Source organism: Halobacillus karajensis (assembly GCF_900108515.1).
Taxonomy (GTDB): Bacteria; Bacillota; Bacilli; order Bacillales; family Halobacillaceae; genus Halobacillus; species Halobacillus karajensis.
Map to the genome: position 1 here is coordinate 279,083 of NZ_FNWW01000005.1, position 21,434 is coordinate 300,516.

21 protein-coding genes are annotated in these 21,434 nt (G+C 39.7%); 17 read left to right on the plus strand and 4 right to left on the minus strand.

The window, feature by feature from the left end; all coding sequences use genetic code 11:
- Position 1: 1 nt before the first annotated feature.
- Positions 2-1,915, minus strand: a complete 1,914-nt coding sequence (locus BLW54_RS12420) for a heavy metal translocating P-type ATPase (RefSeq protein WP_081867086.1) — start codon at positions 1,913-1,915, stop codon at positions 2-4.
- 234 nt (positions 1,916-2,149) lie between these two features.
- Here BLW54_RS12420 and BLW54_RS12425 point away from each other — a divergent pair, with 234 nt between their 5' ends.
- The 6 genes from BLW54_RS12425 to BLW54_RS12450 all read left to right on the plus strand — a co-directional run bounded on the left by BLW54_RS12425 (position 2,150) and on the right by BLW54_RS12450 (position 7,309).
- Complete coding sequence (locus BLW54_RS12425) at positions 2,150-3,037, plus strand: transporter substrate-binding domain-containing protein (RefSeq protein ID WP_035508556.1); 888 nt, start codon at positions 2,150-2,152, stop codon at positions 3,035-3,037.
- Between the two features lie 15 nt (positions 3,038-3,052).
- Positions 3,053-3,745 (plus strand): amino acid ABC transporter permease, encoded by a 693-nt coding sequence (locus BLW54_RS12430; protein ID WP_074735005.1) that lies wholly within the window; start codon positions 3,053-3,055, stop codon positions 3,743-3,745.
- Between the two features lie 326 nt (positions 3,746-4,071).
- Entirely contained in the window at positions 4,072-4,857 is a 786-nt protein-coding gene (locus tag BLW54_RS12435; RefSeq protein ID WP_035508559.1) for a metal ABC transporter ATP-binding protein, read from the plus strand.
- Complete coding sequence (locus BLW54_RS12440; RefSeq protein ID WP_035508560.1) at positions 4,850-5,704, plus strand: metal ABC transporter permease; 855 nt, start codon at positions 4,850-4,852, stop codon at positions 5,702-5,704. The genes BLW54_RS12435 and BLW54_RS12440 overlap by 8 nt, the downstream gene beginning before the upstream one ends.
- Complete coding sequence (locus BLW54_RS12445; RefSeq protein WP_035508562.1) at positions 5,704-6,114, plus strand: Fur family transcriptional regulator; 411 nt, start codon at positions 5,704-5,706, stop codon at positions 6,112-6,114. The genes BLW54_RS12440 and BLW54_RS12445 overlap by 1 nt, the downstream gene beginning before the upstream one ends.
- Positions 6,115-6,304: 190 nt before the next feature.
- The gene (locus BLW54_RS12450) at positions 6,305-7,309 is read left to right on the plus strand and encodes a metal ABC transporter solute-binding protein, Zn/Mn family (protein ID WP_074735008.1); all 1,005 of its coding nucleotides are present in this window, start codon (positions 6,305-6,307) and stop codon (positions 7,307-7,309) included.
- Positions 7,310-7,452: 143 nt separating this feature from the next.
- Here the strand turns inward: BLW54_RS12450 and BLW54_RS12455 are convergent, their stop codons facing one another.
- Entirely contained in the window at positions 7,453-8,625 is a 1,173-nt protein-coding gene (locus BLW54_RS12455; protein ID WP_035508565.1) for an MFS transporter, read from the minus strand.
- Between the two features lie 150 nt (positions 8,626-8,775).
- On the opposite strand from BLW54_RS12455, the gene BLW54_RS12460 reads away from it, so the two are divergent.
- From BLW54_RS12460 to BLW54_RS12470, 3 genes are all read left to right on the plus strand, one after another.
- Complete coding sequence (locus BLW54_RS12460) at positions 8,776-9,168, plus strand: OsmC family protein (protein ID WP_035508567.1); 393 nt, start codon at positions 8,776-8,778, stop codon at positions 9,166-9,168.
- Positions 9,169-9,383: 215 nt separating this feature from the next.
- Positions 9,384-9,995, plus strand: coding sequence for a YczE/YyaS/YitT family protein (locus BLW54_RS12465; protein WP_035508569.1), 612 nt, complete (start codon positions 9,384-9,386; stop codon positions 9,993-9,995).
- 106 nt (positions 9,996-10,101) lie between these two features.
- On the plus strand, positions 10,102-10,848 hold the full coding sequence (locus tag BLW54_RS12470; protein WP_051744142.1) for a YfkD family protein: 747 nt from the start codon (positions 10,102-10,104) through the stop codon (positions 10,846-10,848).
- Here the strand turns inward: BLW54_RS12470 and BLW54_RS12475 are convergent.
- Positions 10,818-11,696, minus strand: coding sequence for a mechanosensitive ion channel family protein (locus tag BLW54_RS12475; RefSeq protein ID WP_035508573.1), 879 nt, complete (start codon positions 11,694-11,696; stop codon positions 10,818-10,820). The two genes, BLW54_RS12470 and BLW54_RS12475, sit on opposite strands and share 31 nt — an antisense overlap.
- Before the next feature lie 141 nt (positions 11,697-11,837).
- Between BLW54_RS12475 and BLW54_RS20740 the strand changes: the two genes are divergently transcribed.
- From BLW54_RS20740 to BLW54_RS12505, 7 genes are all read left to right on the plus strand, one after another.
- Positions 11,838-11,987: an SE1561 family protein gene (locus BLW54_RS20740; protein WP_167358814.1), complete on the plus strand. Its 150-nt coding sequence runs from the start codon at positions 11,838-11,840 to the stop codon at positions 11,985-11,987.
- Positions 11,988-12,092: 105 nt separating this feature from the next.
- Positions 12,093-13,400: a Na+/H+ antiporter family protein gene (locus BLW54_RS12480; RefSeq protein ID WP_035508575.1), complete on the plus strand. Its 1,308-nt coding sequence runs from the start codon at positions 12,093-12,095 to the stop codon at positions 13,398-13,400.
- Positions 13,401-13,485: 85 nt separating this feature from the next.
- Positions 13,486-14,265 carry a delta-lactam-biosynthetic de-N-acetylase gene (pdaA, locus tag BLW54_RS12485; protein WP_035508818.1) on the plus strand — a complete coding sequence of 260 codons (780 nt, stop codon included), beginning with the start codon at positions 13,486-13,488 and terminating at the stop codon, positions 14,263-14,265.
- A gap of 227 nt (positions 14,266-14,492) precedes the next feature.
- Positions 14,493-15,362, plus strand: coding sequence for a DNA-3-methyladenine glycosylase family protein (locus BLW54_RS12490; protein ID WP_074735011.1), 870 nt, complete (start codon positions 14,493-14,495; stop codon positions 15,360-15,362).
- Positions 15,363-15,527: 165 nt separating this feature from the next.
- Positions 15,528-17,396 (plus strand): PAS domain-containing sensor histidine kinase, encoded by a 1,869-nt coding sequence (locus tag BLW54_RS12495; RefSeq protein WP_035508579.1) that lies wholly within the window; start codon positions 15,528-15,530, stop codon positions 17,394-17,396.
- A gap of 382 nt (positions 17,397-17,778) precedes the next feature.
- Positions 17,779-18,627 (plus strand): YitT family protein, encoded by an 849-nt coding sequence (locus BLW54_RS12500; RefSeq protein WP_035508580.1) that lies wholly within the window; start codon positions 17,779-17,781, stop codon positions 18,625-18,627.
- Between the two features lie 69 nt (positions 18,628-18,696).
- On the plus strand, positions 18,697-19,338 hold the full coding sequence (locus tag BLW54_RS12505) for a GntR family transcriptional regulator (protein ID WP_051744127.1): 642 nt from the start codon (positions 18,697-18,699) through the stop codon (positions 19,336-19,338).
- Here BLW54_RS12505 and BLW54_RS12510 read toward each other — a convergent pair.
- Complete coding sequence (locus BLW54_RS12510) at positions 19,335-19,550, minus strand: hypothetical protein (RefSeq protein ID WP_035508582.1); 216 nt, start codon at positions 19,548-19,550, stop codon at positions 19,335-19,337. The genes BLW54_RS12505 and BLW54_RS12510 overlap by 4 nt on opposite strands.
- 240 nt (positions 19,551-19,790) lie before the next feature.
- Between BLW54_RS12510 and mbcS the strand changes: the two genes are divergently transcribed.
- Positions 19,791-21,365 (plus strand): acyl-CoA synthetase MbcS, encoded by a 1,575-nt coding sequence (gene mbcS / locus BLW54_RS12515; protein WP_035508583.1) that lies wholly within the window; start codon positions 19,791-19,793, stop codon positions 21,363-21,365.
- Positions 21,366-21,434 lie beyond the last annotated feature (69 nt).

Below are 21,434 nucleotides of genomic sequence, written 5' to 3' on the forward strand. Positions count from 1 at the left end.
GTTATTTTAATAAGCGCAATCCATTTAATATGACCAGAATAGTACTGCCTTCATGTCCGATTACTCCTAAAGGAAGGTCAAGCACTTGTAAGAAGTTGCTGATGATCAGGAGCATAATCATACTGATGGAAAAAATGATATTCTGTTTAATCACCTGGTTCATTTTCTTGGAAACTTGAATAGCTTCTTCAATTTTAGGAAGATCATTTTTCATCAGGACAATATCCGCGGTTTCTAAAGCGACATCTGTCCCTTCTCCCATCGCAATACCTACATCAGCCTCAGCGAGGGCAGGCGCATCATTAATGCCATCTCCAACCATTCCTACATGGGTGAAGTGTTGTTTCATGTTTTTAATTTCTTGCTGCTTTTGATCTGGCATACACTCGGCAATATAATTATCGATGCCCGCTTCCCTTGCAATCGCCTTTGCCGTAGTAGGATTATCGCCAGTTAGCATAACCGTATAGATGCCGTGTTCTTTTAAAGCAGAAATAGCCATCTTCGCTTCTTTACGTACGGTATCTTTCAGCGCAAATAAACCAATAACCTCCTTATCTCTTGACACAAAGATAACCGTTTTTCCATCGGAGGCAAGTCTTTCACCGTAATTATTCATAAAGGAAGCAGCCGCTTCTTTACCTACAAGGTCTGCTTTTCCGATTTTCCACTCCTCTCCTTTAAAATAACCACACACACCTTTACCGCTATGATCTTTGACGTCTTCTACAGGGGGAAGAGGAGTAGCGGATTTTTCAGCATAGCGGACAATCGCCTGGGCTAATGGATGATTCGATTCATTTTCAATAGAAGAGACAACAGAGAGTACTGTCGCCTTCATTTCTCGCTCATCAGTGAGAAAGTCTGTAACTTCAGGTTCTCCTTTTGTTAGCGTTCCTGTTTTATCAAAGGCCACCGCTCTTAAATGAGACAGGTGTTCCAGGTGTACCCCGCCTTTGAATAAAATCCCTTGTCTAGCCCCTTTCGATATGGCTGAAAGGGTTGCGGGCATGATGGATGCCACAAGAGCACATGGAGAAGCAACAACTAAGAGAATCATCGATCTGTAAATGGTTTCCATCCAACTCCATCCAAATAAGTAATGAGGAAGGAATAACATGAGACCGACGCCGAATAGAACAATTTTGACATACGTACTTTCAAAACGTTCAATAAAAAGTTGGGAAGAAGATTTTTCACTCTGGGCGTTTTGAACCATCGTAATGATTTTTTGAAATAGGGTCTCGCTTGAGGGTTTTGTAACGGAAACAACCAAGCTCCCATCCAAATTCATTGTCCCCGCGAACACTTCTTTACTCTCACTTTTATTTACTGGCAAGGATTCACCTGTGATTGCACTCTCATTCAATGTGGAATGGCCTTTTACAATGGTGCCGTCAGCAGGAACCCGCTCTCCGGGCTTGATTAATATTCGGTTACCAATATGGAGCTTCTTAACAGGCACCCATTCATACCCAACATCTGTAATAAGTAAGGCTTCTTCGGGCTGCATATTCATGAGAGAGGAAATTTCTTTGTGGCTTTTGTTCATTGTATAAGTTTCCAACGCGCCACTAAGAGAAAATATGAAGATGAGAATAGCCCCTTCCGTCCAATATCCGATAGAGGCTGACCCAATGGCAGCAAGGATCATTAGCAGTTCCACGTTGAGTGATTTTTCTTTGAGTGTTTCCTCTAATCCTTCTTTTGCTTTGGCAAAACCACCAACTAAAAATGCGCTCACGAATAAGCTTACATAAAGAGGTGTGCTCCAATGATTTTCTCCATACCAAGCGACTAAGATGAGAATTCCACTAGTGATAGCTGCAATCAATTCACCATGCTCTTTAAAAGCGGACAATCGTAGTGGCAATTTAAACCATCCTGTAGCTTGGACTATACGTGATTGACTCATGAGCATTTTCAACTCCTTTTTGTAATTGAGAATGAAAGTCAGTGACAAAGCTCAATTAAATTAATTATTTATAATTGTTATAATGTAATATACATTATAATCATATCATAAAAAGGTGATTGATCAAGTGGTAAGATATTATCCTATGAAAATTCGTCATAGCAGTTGATATTACAGGTGTCAAGTTGCTATATTAGACAGGTGCGAAAAACAAACGGAAGGTGGAACAAACAAATGCGCAAAGGTCTTTTATTTATACTTATGCTTGGGCTTTCATTATTCCTTGCTGCTTGTGGATCAAGTGGAGAGGGTGAAAGCAGTTCAGATAGCAATGGAGGCGAAGAAGCTTCCAATTCCGATAGCAAATGGAGCGAAATCAAGGAAGAGGGGGAAATTGTTGTTGGTACGTCGGGTACGCTCTTTCCAGCCTCTTATTACCCTGAAGGTTCCGACGAAATGACAGGCTATGATGTAGAAATCATGAGAGAAGTGGCTGACCGCCTAGGTGTTGATCTGAAGTTTGAAGAATATGGTGTAGACTCTTTACTTCCAGCCATTAACAGTGGGCGGATTGATGCAGCCATTAACGATATGGAAGTCACGAAAGATCGTCAGGAACAATTCTCTTTCTCTGATCCTTATAAATATTCTTATTCTACAATGATTGTGCGTGAATCTGACCTTTCTGGAATTGAAACATTGGAAGACTTGGAAGGTAAAAAACATGGAGGGGGTTCCACAACCGTCTTCGCTCAAATTGCTGAGCATTTCGGCGCAGAAATTATCCCTTATGATAATGTGGCGAATGATGTATATCTTAGAGATGTAGATAATGGGCGAACAGACGTAGTAATCAATGACTATTATCTGCAGTCATTGGCCCTTGAAGCTCTGCCCCAATTTGATGTACAACTCCATCCAGATTTGAAATTCCATCCTACGAATTCAGCAATAGTGATGCCGAAAGGTGCGACAGAGTTGCAGAAAGAGATTAATAAAGTATTGCAGGAAATGCAGGACGATGGTACGTTAACTGAATTATCAAAGGAATTCTTTGGTGGTAAAGATGCCTCCAAAGAACCTGAAGAAGATATTCAAGAAATTGAGGGATTAGACCTTTAAGGAGATCATTTGATCATGTTTGGTATTGAGGTAAATAATATTCAAATTGAAAAGATCTTCAACGCCGAAAATGCATGGGAAAACCTTTCTTTTATCTTAGAAGGAGTGCCCTACACATTACTTGTCGCCCTATCCGGAATGGCGATCGGCCTTGTTTTAGGTTTTTTTATTGCTTTAGCTAGAGGTTCCAATCATCGGTGGCTTCGGTGGCCCGCTCGTAGTTATATATCTTTCATGCGAGGGACCCCAATTTTAGTCTATTTGTTTGTATTGTATTTCGGATTGCCAGTAGTAGGTATTCAAATTTCTGCTATTTCAGCTGCTATTTTAGGGTTTGGTACAAACAGTGCCGCCTATATAGCTGAAATCAATCGTTCTTCCTTAAACAGTGTTTCAAATGGTCAATGGGAATCATCCCGTGCACTTGGATTCACTTATTGGCAGACGATTAGAAGAATTATTATGCCTCAGGCGACAAGAATTGCCATTCCGCCTCTTGGCAATGTTTTTCTAGATTTATTAAAGGCTACATCTCTTGCAGCCATGATATCGGTACCTGAGATTTTGAACAAAGCCCAAATTGCAGCTGGACGGACGGTCGACTCGATGACCATGTATATTACAGCCGCATTAGTTTATTGGCCGCTCACTATGATTTTTTCAGCCCTACAAGACTATTTAGAAAAACGACATAACCGATACCTTTAATCAAAAAAGCCAGAGCAGGTAAATGCAGCTCTGGCTTTTTGGTTTCCTAGGGTAATGTAAAATATAGGTTTGTGAATCATTTTTTAGGAAATAAAAAACCAGCTTTTATTTTAAAACCTGACGAAAAGAAGGAGAAATACTTTTGTTTATCGATAATAGTCTTGATTCATATGAGTTGGTCCTTTATGATGGAAGTTGGTTTAAATCGTAATGGTTATGGATTGTTGCATTTTTGTTTGAAAAGTTTCAGAGCAGACTTTTTTACTTCCAGATATGCTTGAACTATAATTTAATTCGTAATCATTCTTATTTGAGAGGGATAGAACATGGAAGATAGTACAATCGTTAAGTTAAGAGATGTTTCTTTTAAATATGACAAAGAATGGGTCGTTAAAGATGTAGACCTTAATATTAAAGCTGGCCAGTTTCTTGGATTGGTAGGACCGAATGGATCAGGCAAATCAACATTGATCAAACTGATGCTTGGGTTGGTCAAACCAGGTCATGGATCTATCCATTTGTTTAATAAACCGTTAAGGCAATACCAGGATTGGCAGGAAATCGGTTTTGTTTCCCAAAAAGCGAACAGTTTTAATTCCGGGTTTCCAGCAACCGTTATCGAAGTAGTGAAGACCGGGCTCGTCTCGAGGATTGGAGCATTCAAATTTTTCACTAAAAAACATAAAGAAAAAGCGATGGATGCTTTAAGAACTGTCGAGATGGATGAGTATGCCTATTCAAATATCGGCGAACTCTCAGGTGGTCAGCAACAGCGTGTATTTATAGCGCGGGCTTTAGTTAGTGACCCCTCACTATTAATCCTCGATGAACCTACAGTCGGGGTCGATGCGAAGCATGTAACGGATTTTTATGATCTACTCGGCCGTTTGAACAAGGAACAGGGAATTACGCTTTTGATGGTTACCCATGATATTGGTACAATCACCGATCATGCGACCCATGTCGTATGTATGAACAAAACGGTCCACTTTCATGGTGCTTCAGAAGAATACAAAGAGTTCAGTGAAGAGGACCTTAATCACCTCTACGGCCATGCAGTCCAACAGCTAACTCATAATCATGATCATCATGAGGTGAACTACAGTGATTAATAACTTTTTTCAATATGAATTCTTACAAAATGCAGCCATCACGGGGGTCCTGATTGGAATAGTCGCGCCACTATTAGGTGTGTTTATTGTTGTCCGTCGCTTATCCCTTATAGCAGATGCTTTATCCCATATAACTTTAACAGGTATAGCGGCAAGCCTTTTACTTGAAAAAAAAGTGACGGGGATTAATGAGTGGAATCCGATTTATCTTGGGATGGCTTTTTCCGTTGTAGGAGCTATTTTAATTGAACGGCTTCGAAAAGTATATAAACATTATGAAGAATTAGCCATTCCTATTATTTTGTCAGGAGGAATTGGCACAGGGGTTATCCTCATCTCCCTGGCTGAAGGATTCAATACAGATCTGTTCAGCTATTTATTTGGGAGTGTGACCGCAGTAAGCAGGGATAGCATGTGGACAGTTCTTATGATTACCTCGATTGTTATTGTCATTGTTATTCTTTTTTATAAGGAGCTTTTCGTATTATCGTTTGATGAAGAACATGCGTCTGTCTCTGGTGTCAATGGACGTTGGATTCACTTATTGTTCATTGTTATGGTCGCGCTGGTGATCGCCTCATCTATGCAGGTTGTTGGGATTCTGCTTGTTTCTGCTTTAATGACACTGCCAGTAGCTTCTGCGATCCGAATCGCTAAGAGTTTCAAACAGACCATAGGATTATCCATTGCTTTTGGAGAGACTTCTGTGCTGGTTGGTTTAATCTCTTCTTATCATCTCAGCGTTCCTCCAGGGGGAACGATTGTGGTGACGGCGATTCTAATTCTTATTATGTCGATTCTTTATAAACGAGTTCAAGCTCAACAATGGATGAAGGGTGAAGCATGATGAATGTGGAAACAGCTTTACAGAAACTAAAAGAAAAAGGCTATAAAAGGACAAAACAACGGGAGCGTATCCTGGAGATATTTGTAAAACAAGATCAATATATTGCCGCGAAAGAAATATTGAAAGAAATACAGAATGACTTTCCAGGTGTCAGTTATGATACCATCTACCGTAATCTGTATATGCTTACAGATGTGGAACTATTGGAATCAACAGAACTTGGAGGGGAGAAGCACTTCCGCTTATGTTGTGAAACACAGGGGCATCACCACCATTTCATTTGCACAGATTGTGGAAAAACAAAATCTATCGAATTTTGCCCTATGAATAGCATTGAAGAAAACTTGAATGGATACAATGTTGAAAATCACAAATTTGAAATATATGGGAAATGCCCGAGGTGTATTTAGAACAAATAGCTAAAAAGTAACGGTTTAATGGCTCTAAGGAATTGAAAGCGTCCCGATTATAAGGGTGAAGCATGCCTGTGCCTATGGTGTACAGGCATGCTTTATATATGGTACAAAAAGTAATGGTTACTGTTTACAAGGTGTAACGATTACGGTATAATCTTTTTGGATAAAATCGAGGAGGTCTACGATGAAACAACTAGTCATTATCCTTTCATTTATAGTAATCGTTTCTATATTGACATCTTGCGGAAATGAAGAAACGTCAGTAAAACAAGAGAAAAAAGGTGATCAGCTTACGGTTTATACGACCGTTTATCCACTAAAGTTTTTTACCGAACAAATTGGTGGAGACACGGTAGAGGTGCAATCTATTCTTCCGGCCGGATCGGATGCCCACACATATGAACCTACAACAAAAGAAATGGTGGAAATGGCTGAAGGAGACCTATTTATATATAACGGAGCAGGCTTAGAAGGGTATGCAAAGAAAATTTCAGAATCGATTGAGTCTGAAGGAGTAACCATTCTTGAGGCTGCCTCCGATATTGAATTGAAAGAACAGCATCATGACCATGGGGCAGAAGCAGAACATACCCACGAAGACGAACAAGTGCATGAAGATAGACAGCAAAACGAGAAGGAAGATCACGAGGGTCATAATCACGGAGAACAGGATCCGCATGTATGGCTGGATCCGATGCTGGCCGTACAAATGGCTGAGAGTATTAAAGGTCAGTTGATTGAATTAAACCCCGAACATGAACAAGCCTATGAGAAGAACTTTAAAGAGCTTAAAGATAAATTGCTTGCTTTGGATCAATCTTTTCATAAACGAATAGAATCAAAACCTAAAAGTAAAATCATCGTTTCCCACGCTGCTTACGGCTATTGGGAAGAATCTTACGGGATCAATCAGATTGCGGTTTCAGGTTTGAGTCCAACAAACGAACCTTCCCAGAAGGACCTTGAAGAAATTATGAAAGTCGCTGAAATGAATGATCTTCAGTATGTTATTTTTGAGCAGAATATCACGCCAAAAGTTGCCGAGGTTATTCAAAACGAGATCGGGGCAGAAGCTTTACGTTTTCATAATCTCGCTGTTCTTACAGAAGAAGATATAAAAAATAAGGAAGATTACTTTACTTTAATGGAACGGAACCTTGATGTACTAGCTCAGGCGTTAGACGAATAAAAGGGAACGGCGGACACAACACGATGCCCGCCGTTCTTTTTTATTGGTGAGAAAATTTAAAAATGATCCGGGTGGATCAAGAGCCTTCCAACTTGAGTAGAAAAGAAAGTGATGGCGCATCCTTGCCATTAATGGAATGAATGTTATGAGACCTGGGAAGATACGATTTCAGGATCTTTTTTGTAAGCTGTAGCTGCAAATACTACAATCAATAACGTCACTATGACATAGAAGAAGGACAGGTTTGGCCAGAGATCTAAGAAAAATCCGGATAAAAAAGGTCCTAAAATACTTCCAATACTAAAGGCCATTCCGCATAAAATATTGCCTGCAGGAAGAAGCTCCTGTGGGAGTAAATCTGTCATGAAGGATATTCCCAATGAAAACAGGGACCCAACAAATAGGCCGCCTAAGGCAAAAGTCGTAAATAAAGCAATGACAGAGTTCTCAAATAAGGCAGCAGAAATAAAGGCAACGATCCCCCCTAATACGACAGTCAATATAACTTTTTTTCTTCCGACTTTGTCACTTAAAGCTCCCAATGGAATTTGTGAAAACAGGCTGGCTGCTGCAAAGCTAGGAATAATTAAAGAAATTAAATTCACGTCATGTCCAATTCTCATCCCGTAAACAGGAAAGATTCCGTGCAGGGTCGCTTCAAGAAATCCATAGGCTAGGGGAGGAAGAAAAGCGACCCAGGCAAGTCGAATGGCTTTGACAAATCTTTTAATTGAACTTGTTCCATAAGCTGTGGTATGTTCCTTTTCAGGTATCTCATTCCTTACCCAAATCATAAATAGCCAGACGAACATACTTAAGAATGCTGAGATAAGAAAGGGGACATAAACACCAAAAGGTAGTAGATTAGTCATCAATGGTCCGAGGGTGAAGCCAACACTGAAAAACAAACCATAATAAGCGATACTACGCCCGCGGTTATGCTTTTCTGCAGTAGCTGTAATCCACGTTTGTGTACCAAAGTGGAGAATCTGATCCCCAATTCCTATCGTTATTCTTAGAATGAACCAAAACCAAAGAGCCTGCCAAAATGGAAAAAGAGCAAGGGAGACGATAACTAATGCTCCTCCAATCATAATCACCGGTTTATAGCCAATTTTTTGTAAGGGTTTTTCCATGAATGGGGAAGATAACAAAATTCCTATATATAATCCTGTAGCATGTAAACCGTTTATGGATGAGGAAATGCCATTTTGTTCAAGAATAACAGCAATTAAAGGCAGCAGCATTCCTTGAGAAAAACCTGAAATCGTCACAAGACCGATAAGGATCCAAAACCTGGATTTTGTGGATACCATAAAATGACCTCCCTTTCCATACTTTCTTATCGTATAGGAAATGTCTGTAAGGAGACAAGTATTTAAGCAAAAAGAATAGGGTTATTTCCTGGCTGAAAACGGTTATTATAAAAGTAAGGGGCAGCAAAATGCCGAAGGAGTGGATGGATAATGGACTTTTATTTGAAAGATCAGGGTGTCCGGACATCATTTGAATATGGTCAATTGAATATTTCCGGAGATGAAACGTTCGGTTTCCGCCCTTATCAGCTGATGGTTGCTTCCATAGCTGGCTGTAGTATAGGTGTTTTCAGGAAAATACTGGATAAACAGCGGGTTCAATATGAAGATATCAAAGTAACAGCTGAAGTAGAAAGAAATCCCGATAAAGCCAATCGTATTGAAAAAGTCCACCTTCATTATGTCATTAAAGGATACCATTTGAATCAGGATAAGTTATTGAAGAATTTGGATGTATCCAGAAATAATTGTTCTATGGTTCAATCAGTCCAAAATAGTATTGAAGTGGAAGAAACGCTTGAGTGCATTCAATTAAGCAAGTAAAATGAAAGAGCCTTATCCTTTCTTTGGATAAGCGCTCTTTTTTTGTTTACCTATTTGAATCACCAATGAATTTCAAGGAAGAGTCATTTAACTAAATGGCAGTTATTTAGAATACAATTTCGAGATATTAATGTGAGTTAGGGCTGGGGGAGGGAAAAAAGTTTTACACATAAGTGAAAGGGTTTTCTTGAAGTGGAGAGGGGAGAGGATGACAAATGAAGAATATCAGTATCAAAGCTTTCTTTTACTTAGTAGGATTAATTATTATATCTCTTGGCATTACATTGACGATCAAATCAGATTTAGGAGCAGGGGCCTGGGATGCTTTGAATGTCGGCCTTTCCGAAACAGTAGGGCTGACGGTCGGGACATGGGTGATTATTATCGGTGCACTCCTCATCCTTACGAATGCTCTGATTGCGAAAGAAAAGCCGGATTTATTGGCCGTACTCACCATCCTCGTCATTGGACAATTTATTGATTTCTGGATGCTTTCCGTTTTTGACACATTTGGAATTGCTTCCTTTTGGCTTCAATTGTTCCTTTTAATTGGGGGGATTGCTATTCTTGCCTTCGGCGTTTCCTTATATTTGCAGCCTAAATTCTCTTTGAATCCTGTTGATGGGTTCATGGTTGCTCTTCAAAAAAGGTTTGGATTCAGCTTGCGTACGGCTAAAACTTTGACAGAAGTGTTTGCCCTTGTCCTTGCCTTCGCTCTGGGGGGGCCAATTGGCATCGGTACGGTAATTATTTTGGTTTTCATTGGACCGTTCATCCAATTTTTTAATGGTAAAGCGAACCATGTCATGAATAAGTTGCTCTCTTAATTTTGTGTATAGGAAGGGCTATTTTTCACATGATATAAAAAAATGAAAGGTGGCCCATGATGTGAAAAGAAATTGGTTAGGACTGATCATATTTATTGGCGTTTTTATGCTCATCAGTGGATCAATATCAGCTGAAAATAAGAAAGCTGAAAAAGAGAGCTCGATTCCGAATCATGTACTGAATATATCCAAAGATAACACGTACCCGAATTCCACAGACGATCAGGAATTATTGGAAGCAGAAGAAATCACCAAAGAATTGATGGAAAATACGGATGTCCGTGTGACCAACCCACAATTGATTGAGATGTTGAATGAAACATCGCTGAAACCATCTCCTTTTGCGATTGGTTATAGAGGGGAGATTTTTTTAGGACGCTGGCCGTTGGCTTATGACTCCAAAGAAACCAATATTAACTGGGAGTATCAGGAGATCAATAAAAATGAGTTAAACAATCATGGTGGAGAGCAGCCGGAAAAAATCAGTTATGAGCAGAAAGAAGAGAAACAGATCAAAGGGGGCTTAACGTCAAGAATCAGCCATAGTGATCAGATGATGAAACTTATTCTTTTAGAAGCTCAGAAGAACACCAAGCTTCCCCTTTCTTTCAATACAGTAGTCGGGAAAGGAACCAAACAAAAAAACTCTTATGGTGTCCCAACAAACAAAGTGGGAATTCTTCACGCCTATGCTCCCGCAGTAAATGAAAAAGGGGAAGTTACATTTGGTGACGTATACATTCAGCTTAAAGGATCTAAGAAGACATTAAATATAAAAAATGTCACGAGACAAGGGATCGGGGCATGGATTCCAGTTCAAGATCACGTGAGCTTTTCATTTGAATTGAAATAAGGTTTCTCTTTAAATGAAGAATTCAATTCTACGCGCTGTTCTGACATGAAGATATTGTGTTCAAACAATTCTTCAGCAAGAATGAAGCGCGTTTTTTTTGCGGCTGTCCAGTAAACAAGGTCTTCAACGACACCGACGATTGTATATTCATAACCACGGTGTTCGTGGTTCAATGAAGACATGCCGTATACTTGGAAAGGCTCATATGGCTTGTCTGTCAGGTCTTTCTTCAAATACTGGTATAACTCATCATTTAACCTTTCACATGCTTTTTCCAATATTTGAGAGGCTTGTTTAGGTTCTTGTTGGAAGCTTGTGGTTACTTTTTCAATGACACGCATGTAATCAAAATTATAATTTTCAATCGTTTTGATTTGCCCGTTACTGATGGTCAGGAGTTTACCACTCCACTGCCGGACTTTTAGAAATCGGAGGCCAATATCCTCCACTGTCCCATGGAAAGTATTATTTACCGTTATGAAGTCTCCTTTATGCAACTGTTTTTCATATAAAAGGAATAGACCAGCAAAGAAGTCTTTAATTAAGCTCTGAGCACCGAACCCGACGATAATTCCAATAACCCCGGCCCCGGCGAGTAGTTTTTCAATAGATGTGAATTGATCGAGAACTACCAGAATAAACCCTATGACAGCAGCATAGCTGATGATGGAGTTCAGCATTGATTCAAGAGTTTTTTCTTTTTTCTCTTCGATGAAGTCTGTTTTCTGAAAGAAAGTGTGAATGACTTTACGAAGAATGAGAACAATGACAAAAAGAAGGGCAGCTGTAACTAGCAATTTAATAATCGCATGATCATCCAAATAGGTTTCAAATTCAGTTAATGACATATATATACCCTCCAATGTAATCTAACAAGCATTATATCATGTCTTTAAGGGCGATTTCTCCCTTATAGACAGAGGGTGTTCCATGTACTATGATGGACGTGGTTTTAAAGCGTACAGAAAGGTAGAAATGAGGTGTGAGTAATGTCGCAAAAAGATCGAATCGAGGATTTGAAACTTCGCCTGGCAGACTTTATGGGACGTATTGAACAACTGGACCCGGAAGAAACTTCTGTAGAAGATATCGATCGTTTAATTTCCATGTTAGAAGAGCTTGAAGAAAATATGGGGTGAGGATTACCTGCTATTGACTCTCTTTTTCAAGAGGGTTGATTTTTTTGCCCTTTTGCTTTATCATGGTAAATCGCTAATGTATGAAAATTGAGAGGAGAATGTTCTATGGCTTGGGCAGTTGTTGTGTCTGTCCTTGTAATGACGGTATTGAGTTTATTACGAGTTAACGTCATTATTGCCATTCTTGCTGCAGGGTTAACCGCAGGGGTTATGAACGGGGAAACCCTGATGGGCGCATTGGATATGCTGGTAGACGGTATGGGCGACCAGGCGAGCGTGGCACTTAGTTATATATTATTAGGAGCATTTGCTGTAGCGATTAGTTATTCGGGAATTACTTCTTTACTAGTCGGTTATCTGCTTCGTGTACTAAAAAATAGAAAAACGATGATGGTTCTTGTCATCGCATTTGTAGCAAGTTTGTCCCAAAATGTTATTCCTGTACACATTGCTTTTATTCCTATCTTAATTCCACCTTTATTGAAGCTGTTTGATGAAATGAAGTTAGACCGCCGTGCAGTAGCAGCCGCACTTACTTTTGGATTGAAGGCTCCCTATGTTATGCTGCCAATAGGGTTTGGGTATATCTTTCACGAAACCATTCAATCTTCAATGAGCAGTAATGGGATTGAGTTAGGGATTGGTTCTATTGCACAATCCTTAATCATTCCTGGCTCCGGTATGATTGTCGGTTTATTGATTGCTATATTTGTGACGTACAGAAGAAGACGGGAACCAGCTGTTCTTCCAACCCAAGGAAAGGATTACGAGCATAAAGGAGTGGAGGTTGCACATTTTAACCATAAGCATGGTTTGACACTCGTAGCCATTGTTGTAACACTATTTATTCAAGCTATATGGGAGAACCTTATTATTGCTGCACTCGCAGGAATAATCCTCATGTTTGTCTTTCGTATTGTTCCTTATAAAAGTGGAGATAAGGTTGTTAATGACGGGATTGGCATGATGGGCTTTATTGCCTTTGTCATGTTAGTAGCTGCTGGCTATGCGAATGTTTTAACGGAAACAGAATCAGTTAGCGCCCTTGTTGAGGTAAGTTCAGGTTATCTTGGCGATAATAAAGCCTTTATTGCTTTCCTCCTTCTACTTGTTGGGTTGGTTGTTACAATGGGAATTGGCTCTTCTTTTGCAACGATTCCAATCTTGGCTGCTTTGTTTGTGCCGATTTGTTTATCCGCCGGGTTTTCCCCGATGGCAACAGCTACCTTAATCGGTACAGCTGGAGCGTTAGGAGATGCCGGTTCTCCAGCCTCTGACAGTACACTTGGGCCTACATCTGGTTTGAATGCTGATGGGAAACACAATCATATTTGGGATACGTGTGTCCCAACGTTTTTGCATTATAATATCCCGCTGTTCATATTTGGCTGGGCAGCGTCACTTTTCTTATAAAAAGGCATGTGGGGAATTTTCCCACTTGTCTTTTTTTATATTCCCAGTCCTCACACACATACTAAGGAAAAAGTGAGTGGTAAGTATGTGGAAAAAAGCGTTCGCGCTCTTATTAGCAATGACCATTTTGATCTCACCCATGCACACATTTGCAGAAGGGTGGGGGTTTAGTAAAAAGAAGGATGGCTCTATCCCAGACGTGGGCCGTTATGGACCGATGATTGATAAATATGATGGCTTTTATGTGGATCCCTCTGGTGACCCTGTCGTTTACTTAACCTTTGATAATGGTTATGAACAGGGATATACAGGGAAGGTGCTTGATGTATTAAAGGAAAAAGGTGTACCAGCGACCTTTTTTGTAACAGGTCATTATATTGAAAGTGCGCCAGAACTATTAAAGAGAATGGCTGAAGAAGGTCATTTAATCGGAAACCACTCTTGGAGTCACCCTGATTTCACTAAGGTTTCAAAGAAAAAGATGAAAAAGGAACTGGATCGTGTTCATAACGCAGTCAGGGATTTGACTGATCAGGATGTCATGACTTTTGTCCGGCCACCACGGGGGACATTCAATGAGCAGACATTGCAATGGGCAAGAGAATTCGGTTATACTCATGCTTTCTGGTCGCTTGCTTTCGTAGACTGGGAAACTGATAAACAGCGTGGATGGGAATATGCTTACGAAAATGTGATTAAACAAATTCATCCCGGTGCTGTCATCCTCCTTCATACGGTTTCTGAGGATAATGCAGAAGCTTTGTCACAACTCATTGATGAACTTAGAAAGAGAGGATACAGGTTCGGCAATCTGAATGACCTAATGATTAAACAATTGCTCCCCGCTCCTATATGGGGGTTATAAATTCTGAGGGACCATCGCTTCTTGCGATGGTTTTTCAATGTAATTCAAGGTGAAAGAAAAAGTAAAATTTATAAATTTTACATTTTGTGTATAGATATATCTCCATAAATGTAGAACAATGTTTGAAAAAGGGATATGAGGGTAAGAGGGGGAATAGTCGATTAGGGAATAGTTCCCATTCTAACTAAATTATAAACAATCGTACGACAAAAGGGAGGAAAATCCGTTTGTGGAAAGAAAAGTTTAAGGCAAATACTTTTTATGATTTTGATTACACCTTACTTCGTTGGGCGTTCGACCCACTGACGCGGCTGGACCGTGCAGAACGATGGGTGGATGTCCCTGTCAGACTGGAAGATGACCTTCACATCGTACGCGTCCAAGGCATTGGTACAATTGCTGACCCTCATTTTGAAGTATCAAGTGATAGTGATGAACATAAAGGAACATTGCTCACATATATAACAGATCTATTTCAATGGGAAGTAGATATAGAACAGGTGCATAAGCATTTCTTAGAGACGAATTTAGCCCCATTATTTCAGGCATATCCAGGTACACCAATTGTCAAGGACTTTCACTTGTATGACTGTTTAATGAAGGTGATCATTCATCAGCAATTGAATATGAAATTTGCTTATACTTTGAGTACACGTTTTGTTGAAACCTTAGGCACTAACAAAGAAGGCGTATGGTTTTATCCATCCCCTGAGACGGTAGCTGCCACTTCTTATGAAACGTTAAGAGAATTACAGTTCAGTCAAAGAAAAGCAGAATACGTGGTCGATACTTCCCGATTGGTCGCAGAGGGTAAACTCGACTTAGCAGCATTAGCGGAAGCGCCGGATGAAAAAATTATGAAAGAGCTCATTAAAATAAGAGGAATCGGGCCTTGGACAGCTGAGAATTGGATGATGTTTGGTGTTGGTCGGCCGAATCTTTTTCCTAAGGCAGATATCGGAATTCAAAATGCTCTTAAGCAGTACTTTGAGATGGATAAGAAGCCAACCTATGAACAAATGGAAAGCTGGAGTAAAGCGTGGGCGCCATATTTGAGTTATGCTTCCTTGACTTTATGGCGAAGCATAGAAGGATGAAGAAAGAAGAAAATCGTCATAAACTTGTCTACCATCACATAATTTGTAACAAATAGAAAAATAAAGGTTAAATCGTTTGAAAATATTCAAAATTGTATTTTGTTACGTTATAATGAGAATCGTACTGGAAAATATTGAACGGCTAAAAGGAAAGAGGTCTTAATATTGGTAATTAGAGAGAGGTATTCTGACCAAGTTCATAGCGGCGAAATTTTGGATGTTCTAAGTTTGAATGGTATACCTGCATGTTTACTGGATTTGCGTCTTCAGACTGTTACGCTTAATCAGCAAATGCAAGGGTCTCTTCAAATGAAGGAGTCGGACATGTCGTTCTCCCAGTGGCTTCACAGCTTCCGTCATACGGGACAGCATCGTCTGCAGGAGGCATTACATCAACTCCTAACAGAAGGACGCAGAGAGTCGTCTGTTCAATTAACGGATATAGATAAGTTTCATACCTATCAATGCAAAATGGTTCATTTAACTAATGGGCAGATTGCTTTTTCACTTCAAGCGGTCGAAAGTCAGCCTGAAAGTTCTGAATCCATGACTCTCTCTACAAATCACGACACTAAAGACTCCGCGGCTTTGAATCAATTGATCGGTTACGAACGTAGGAGCAAGATGATTCATCTGTCCGGATCCACTCCCTCTCATTTGAAGAAAAAAATGTCACACTTAGTTGATAAATTCCCTCATGGCCTCGCATTAATCAATCATAATTGGGAAGTCACTTATGCTAATCCTAAAATGGAAGAGATTACAGGCGTATCTTTTTTCCAAAACTATTATAGGAAATTGTGGGATGTCTTCCCGATTCATGAACATTACCATTTCTTCCAACAGTATTTACGAGCGATGGAAACACAGGAAACTATGGAATTTGAGGGGTATCTTAGTGAAACGAAAACAGATGTTCAAGTTACTGTTCATCCAACGGACCTAGGTATTACGGTTTTTGTCCAAGATATAACTGAATATAAACGTCATTTACAAGCTCTACGAGAATCAGAAGATCGCTTTGCTCTCCTCGCAAATAATATCAAGGATGTCTTTTGGATCAGTCAGCCGGATTTTAAAAGGTTGCACTATGTCAGTCCATCTTTTCAAGAGATGTTCGGTATTTCACGACAAGAAGCTTTCCATGATCCTGAAGTCCTGATTAAAAATGTTCGCGAACCAGATCAAGCGAATCTGCGGGCGGCATTGAACGAGATGGCAACAAAGGAGTGTGAAGTCGAATACCGTATAAAAGGCACGGGACAGAAAACGAAATGGATTCGTACAAAGGGGTTTCCTGTTGAATATAATGGTGATTTATATGTATTAGGTATCCATGAAGATGTTACAGAATGCAAGGAAATGTTGGATCTTAAGGAAAAATCCCAACAGCTCTCTACAATTACCCAAATGTCCGCAGGCATTGCACACGAAATCAAGAATCCGTTAACGGCCATTAAAGGTTTTCTGCAAATCGGAGCGGCAAACCCTGAGTTAAGAGATAATTACCAGGAGATCATATTGGATGAAGTCAATAGGATTGAAGCTATTGTACAGGATTTTATGATGTTGTCGAAGCCAAAATCTTCGCTTCAGCTGGAACAGGTAGATCCTGAACAGCTAGTGTCGTATGTGTTGCGGTTACTAGAACCTGAAGCTAATGAAAAACAGATTTATCTCTTACTCGATTGTGACCCGATCCAAGATACTTTTGAAACGGAACCGAAGCGACTGAACCAAATTTTAATAAACCTTGTCAAAAATGCTATCGATGCTGTTGACCTGGGGGGAGAGGTTCGGGTCAGCATCCGAATGTCCAGCACAAAGCTAACGCTTTCCGTTAGAGATAATGGACCAGGACTGACACCTCAAGAATTAGCCAAAATAGGTGAACCTTTCTTTACGACCAAAGAAAAAGGTACGGGACTAGGTGTTATGGTAACCAAGAAGATTGTATCAGATTTAAATGGAGAAATTTCATACGAGAGCCAAAAAGGCGGAGGAACGACAGTCACTGTTTCTCTACCTAAATAACAAAAGGCCATCATCCCAATCAGGGATGGTGGCTTTTTTGTCTTATGAATGGGGTAAGGGATTCGTTCAGTAACATCAATGATGTCAAGCTAAACCCTTCTTTTTCATGGAAAATAAAAGAAATTACGACAAAAGTGGACTAACGGAATTCTTATCTTCAAAAATCGACGATTTCCCTATAAACGCTGGATCTATCAAGAATATCCGTTTTTTTAACAGCATGGCGTTTGTAATTATTTGAAAATTCCACGTTCAATCGCTTACATAAAATTTTACAATCAAAGCTGTTTACAAACAATCTAAAGGGCTCTATAATCCCGATTGTACTACAATTTCCGTTCGAAAAATTATAAGTGATTTTCATATAAAAGGAGGCTTTCTGATGCTGAAAAAAGTATGGTCTTTTTTGTTGATGAACCTGGGAGCACTCGGTGTAGCCATCAACGTACATTTTTTCCTATCACCAAATGATCTGGCAACTGGGGGAGTAAGTGGTGCTTCCATTGTACTGAATAAAGTTATCCCAGACCTTTCGCTTGGCTTGATTATGATTATTTTAAACATCATACTCTTTATTGTTGGTTTTATCTTTTTAGGTTTTCAGTTTGGTGTTAAAACCATATACGCGAGTTTCGCATTGTCCTTTATGGTATGGGGACTTGAATCTTTCTTCCCGATGCAGGAAGCGTTGAGCAATGACCTTCTCATTCAATTGATTATTGGACAGATTATTGCCGCATCAGGAATGGCCCTTGTCTTTCATCAGGGAGCCTCTACTGGCGGGACGGACATTATTGCTATGATTCTAAACAAATTCTTTTCTATTGATGTAGGAAAAGGCGTCCTATTTTCTGATATTGCGATTGCTACCTTCTCTATTTTTTTATTCGGACCAACAGTAGGTATGTATGCCTTCTTCGGTGTCATTTTGAATGGACTCGTCATCGATTATATGCTGCAACAATTTGAAGATAATAAAGAGATTGTTATTATCAGCCGTGAAAGTGAACAAGTCCGTCAATTTATCGTTAACAAGCTTGGGCGTGGGGCTACTATTCATCAGGCAAAAGGCGCATTTAATCAAGAGGATAAAGAAGTGATCACAACGATCTTAAGTCGAAAAGATTATACTCGGCTGAAAAAATATATGACAGCTGTAGATGAACAAGCCTTTATAACTGTGCACTCCATGAATGAAATTCTAGGTGAAAATTTTAAGCGTTTAGCCTAAAGGTGGGGTAACATCAAGAAACATACGTTAAAAGAGACACTAAGAGAACGTCCGTCCAGAACGGAGGACGTGTATGATTATCTGAAGAACCAGATTTTATTCCGTCATCTTTCCCCGGGTACACAGCTTGTGGAAAGCCTAATCGGAAAAGAAATACAAGTCTCCCGGACTCCAATACGGAATGCAATGAAAAAACTCGAGCAAGAAGGCTTGGTTAATATATACTCCAATCGTGGAGCTTTCGTGGTGAGGCCGACACTTGAAGAAATAAGGCAAGCTTTTGATATGAGGCGTCATTTAGAAAAAATGACACTTGAACAAATCTATGAACACATGAGTGAAGAGGATTTTCTTCATTTAGAGGAATGGATTCGACATGAGAGGGAAACCTATAAGACGCGTGATATTCTCGAATACTTGGATGTCAATAAACAGTTTCATATGACGCTGGCTTTAAAGACGAAAAATACATTCTTAATAGACTTTACTGAACGTATTCTAAACCAGATTCATGTCTATCTCATGTTATATGATGTATTTGTTAACGAAGACTTATATGAGAAGCAGCGTTTTAAGGAACATGAACTTTTATTAGACGCATTAAGAAAGCAGGATCTGCCTCGATTGCTGCGGCTTATTGATCAACATATGGAAGAGAGTTTAAATTATATGTCATTAACAGATAGAAAAAAGCCTTTAACCAGGGATTAATCCTGATTTAAAGGCTTTTTTTTTTGAGATCGTACCGTTTTCAGTATAATGGTCAAATTAATCAAAACGACAGTAATGAGTGAGGATATAGCATAATTGAAACTTTCCGTAATTATGGATATAGAAGAAAAAATCACAATAATGATCATCGATATAAGAACGAATGCATGCTTATTTAAACGATGTTGTTGTTTGACGGGACGTGCTTCCATTGCTAATCACTCCCTGTTATGGTTATGAGTATTATAGAAAATGTGTTAATAGTCTGTCAATTATACCGCTAGCCATTTGGTTTATGTACCGAGTGACCTAGCCTTTAGGGAAGAGACGGAAAGACTTCTGTTAAGTTATTTATATGAATAGGATTCATTATTTGTAAAATTGAGAAAATTTGTTATAATAGGTGTGCATGTGTAAACTGAACAGCGGCTCATTAAAGAGGAGGAATCCATATGCAAAGAGAGGAACTAATAGCTCCTGAAAGGTACAATGTAGTTTCTGAAATAGAAAATTATGCGAAACAAAAAGGTAGAAAGGCTTTATTATGGTTGAATGAACAAGGGGAGCAAAAGGAAGTTACATATGATCAATTAATGAAAAATGCAAACAAAATTGGAAACGCTTTCCTTGCGCAGGGGTTGAAGCAGGGGGATAAAGTACTTGTTATGATTCCTCGCATAATTGAAGCCTATCAAGTTTATTTGGCGGCGCTTAAAATAGGACTGGTAGTGATACCCAGCTCCGAAATGCTGCGGACAAAAGATTTACAATATAGAATATCCCATGGAGAGGTCAGTGGAGTTATCAGTTATTATCCTTACACGGATCAATTTCTTAGTGTGAACGAATATGATCGTTTAATAACCTTTTCAGTAGGCGGGTCAAAAGAAGGCTGGATGGACCTTGATGCGCTTATGGATGATTATAGTGAGGAACTACCATTAGCTGATACATCAAGAGAAGATATGGCTTTTCTATCCTATACATCAGGGACGACAGGTAATCCAAAAGGTGTGGTGCATTCTCATGGTTGGGGATATGCCCATTTAAAAACAGCAGCTGACAAATGGCTTGCCATTCAAGATGGGGATACGGTTTGGGCGACCGCTGGTCCTGGCTGGCAGAAGTGGATTTGGAGTCCCTTCTTATCGGTACTTGGAAAAGGAGCACAAGGTTTAGTATATCAAGGGAAGTTCAACCCTAAAAGATACTTAACCCTTATGGATGCTCATGATGTGAATGTTCTTTGCTGTACACCTACCGAATACCGTTTGATGGCAAAAGTAGATAACCTTTCTGAGTACAAGTTAGAAGGTTTGCACAGCGCAGTTTCGGCTGGTGAACCATTAAATCGTGAAGTCATTGATACGTTTAAGAACCACTTTAACGTGACTGTGCGAGATGGCTATGGACAGACGGAAAATACCCTTCTCGTAGGAATAATGAAGGATATGGAAGTCCGCCCTGGTTCAATGGGGAGGCCGACTCCAGGGAACCAGGTGGAAATCATTGATGAAATGGGCACACCGGTGGGACCAGGTGAAGTTGGAGATATTGCTGTCCATCTCGATACGCCAGCCCTGTTTAAAGAGTATTATAAGGACTCAGAACGTACCAAAATGTCCAGACGTGGAAATTATTATATAACCGGCGATCAGGCAAAGAAGGATGAAGACGGCTACTTTTGGTTTGAAGGACGAAGTGATGATATTATTATTAGTTCGGGATATACGATCGGACCTTTCGAAGTAGAGGATGCTCTTGTTAAACATGAGTCCGTTCAGGAGTGTGCGGTTGTAGCAAGTCCAGATGAAGTTCGTGGGACTGTGGTAAAAGCTTATGTTGTTCTGCAAAGTGGGTTTGAAGGAGATAATGGATTGGTTGAAGAACTCCAAAGTTATGTTAAAGAACTAACGGCTCCATATAAATATCCAAGGAAAATAGAGTTTATCCAGGAACTCCCTAAAACGACATCTGGAAAAATCCGCAGGGTCGAACTTAGACAAAAAGAGAATGTAACCAAATAACCGATTTATTTATAATAGTTGCCTGAAGGTCCTCATCGATCTTCAGGTTTGTTTTTCTTAGGCCCAATT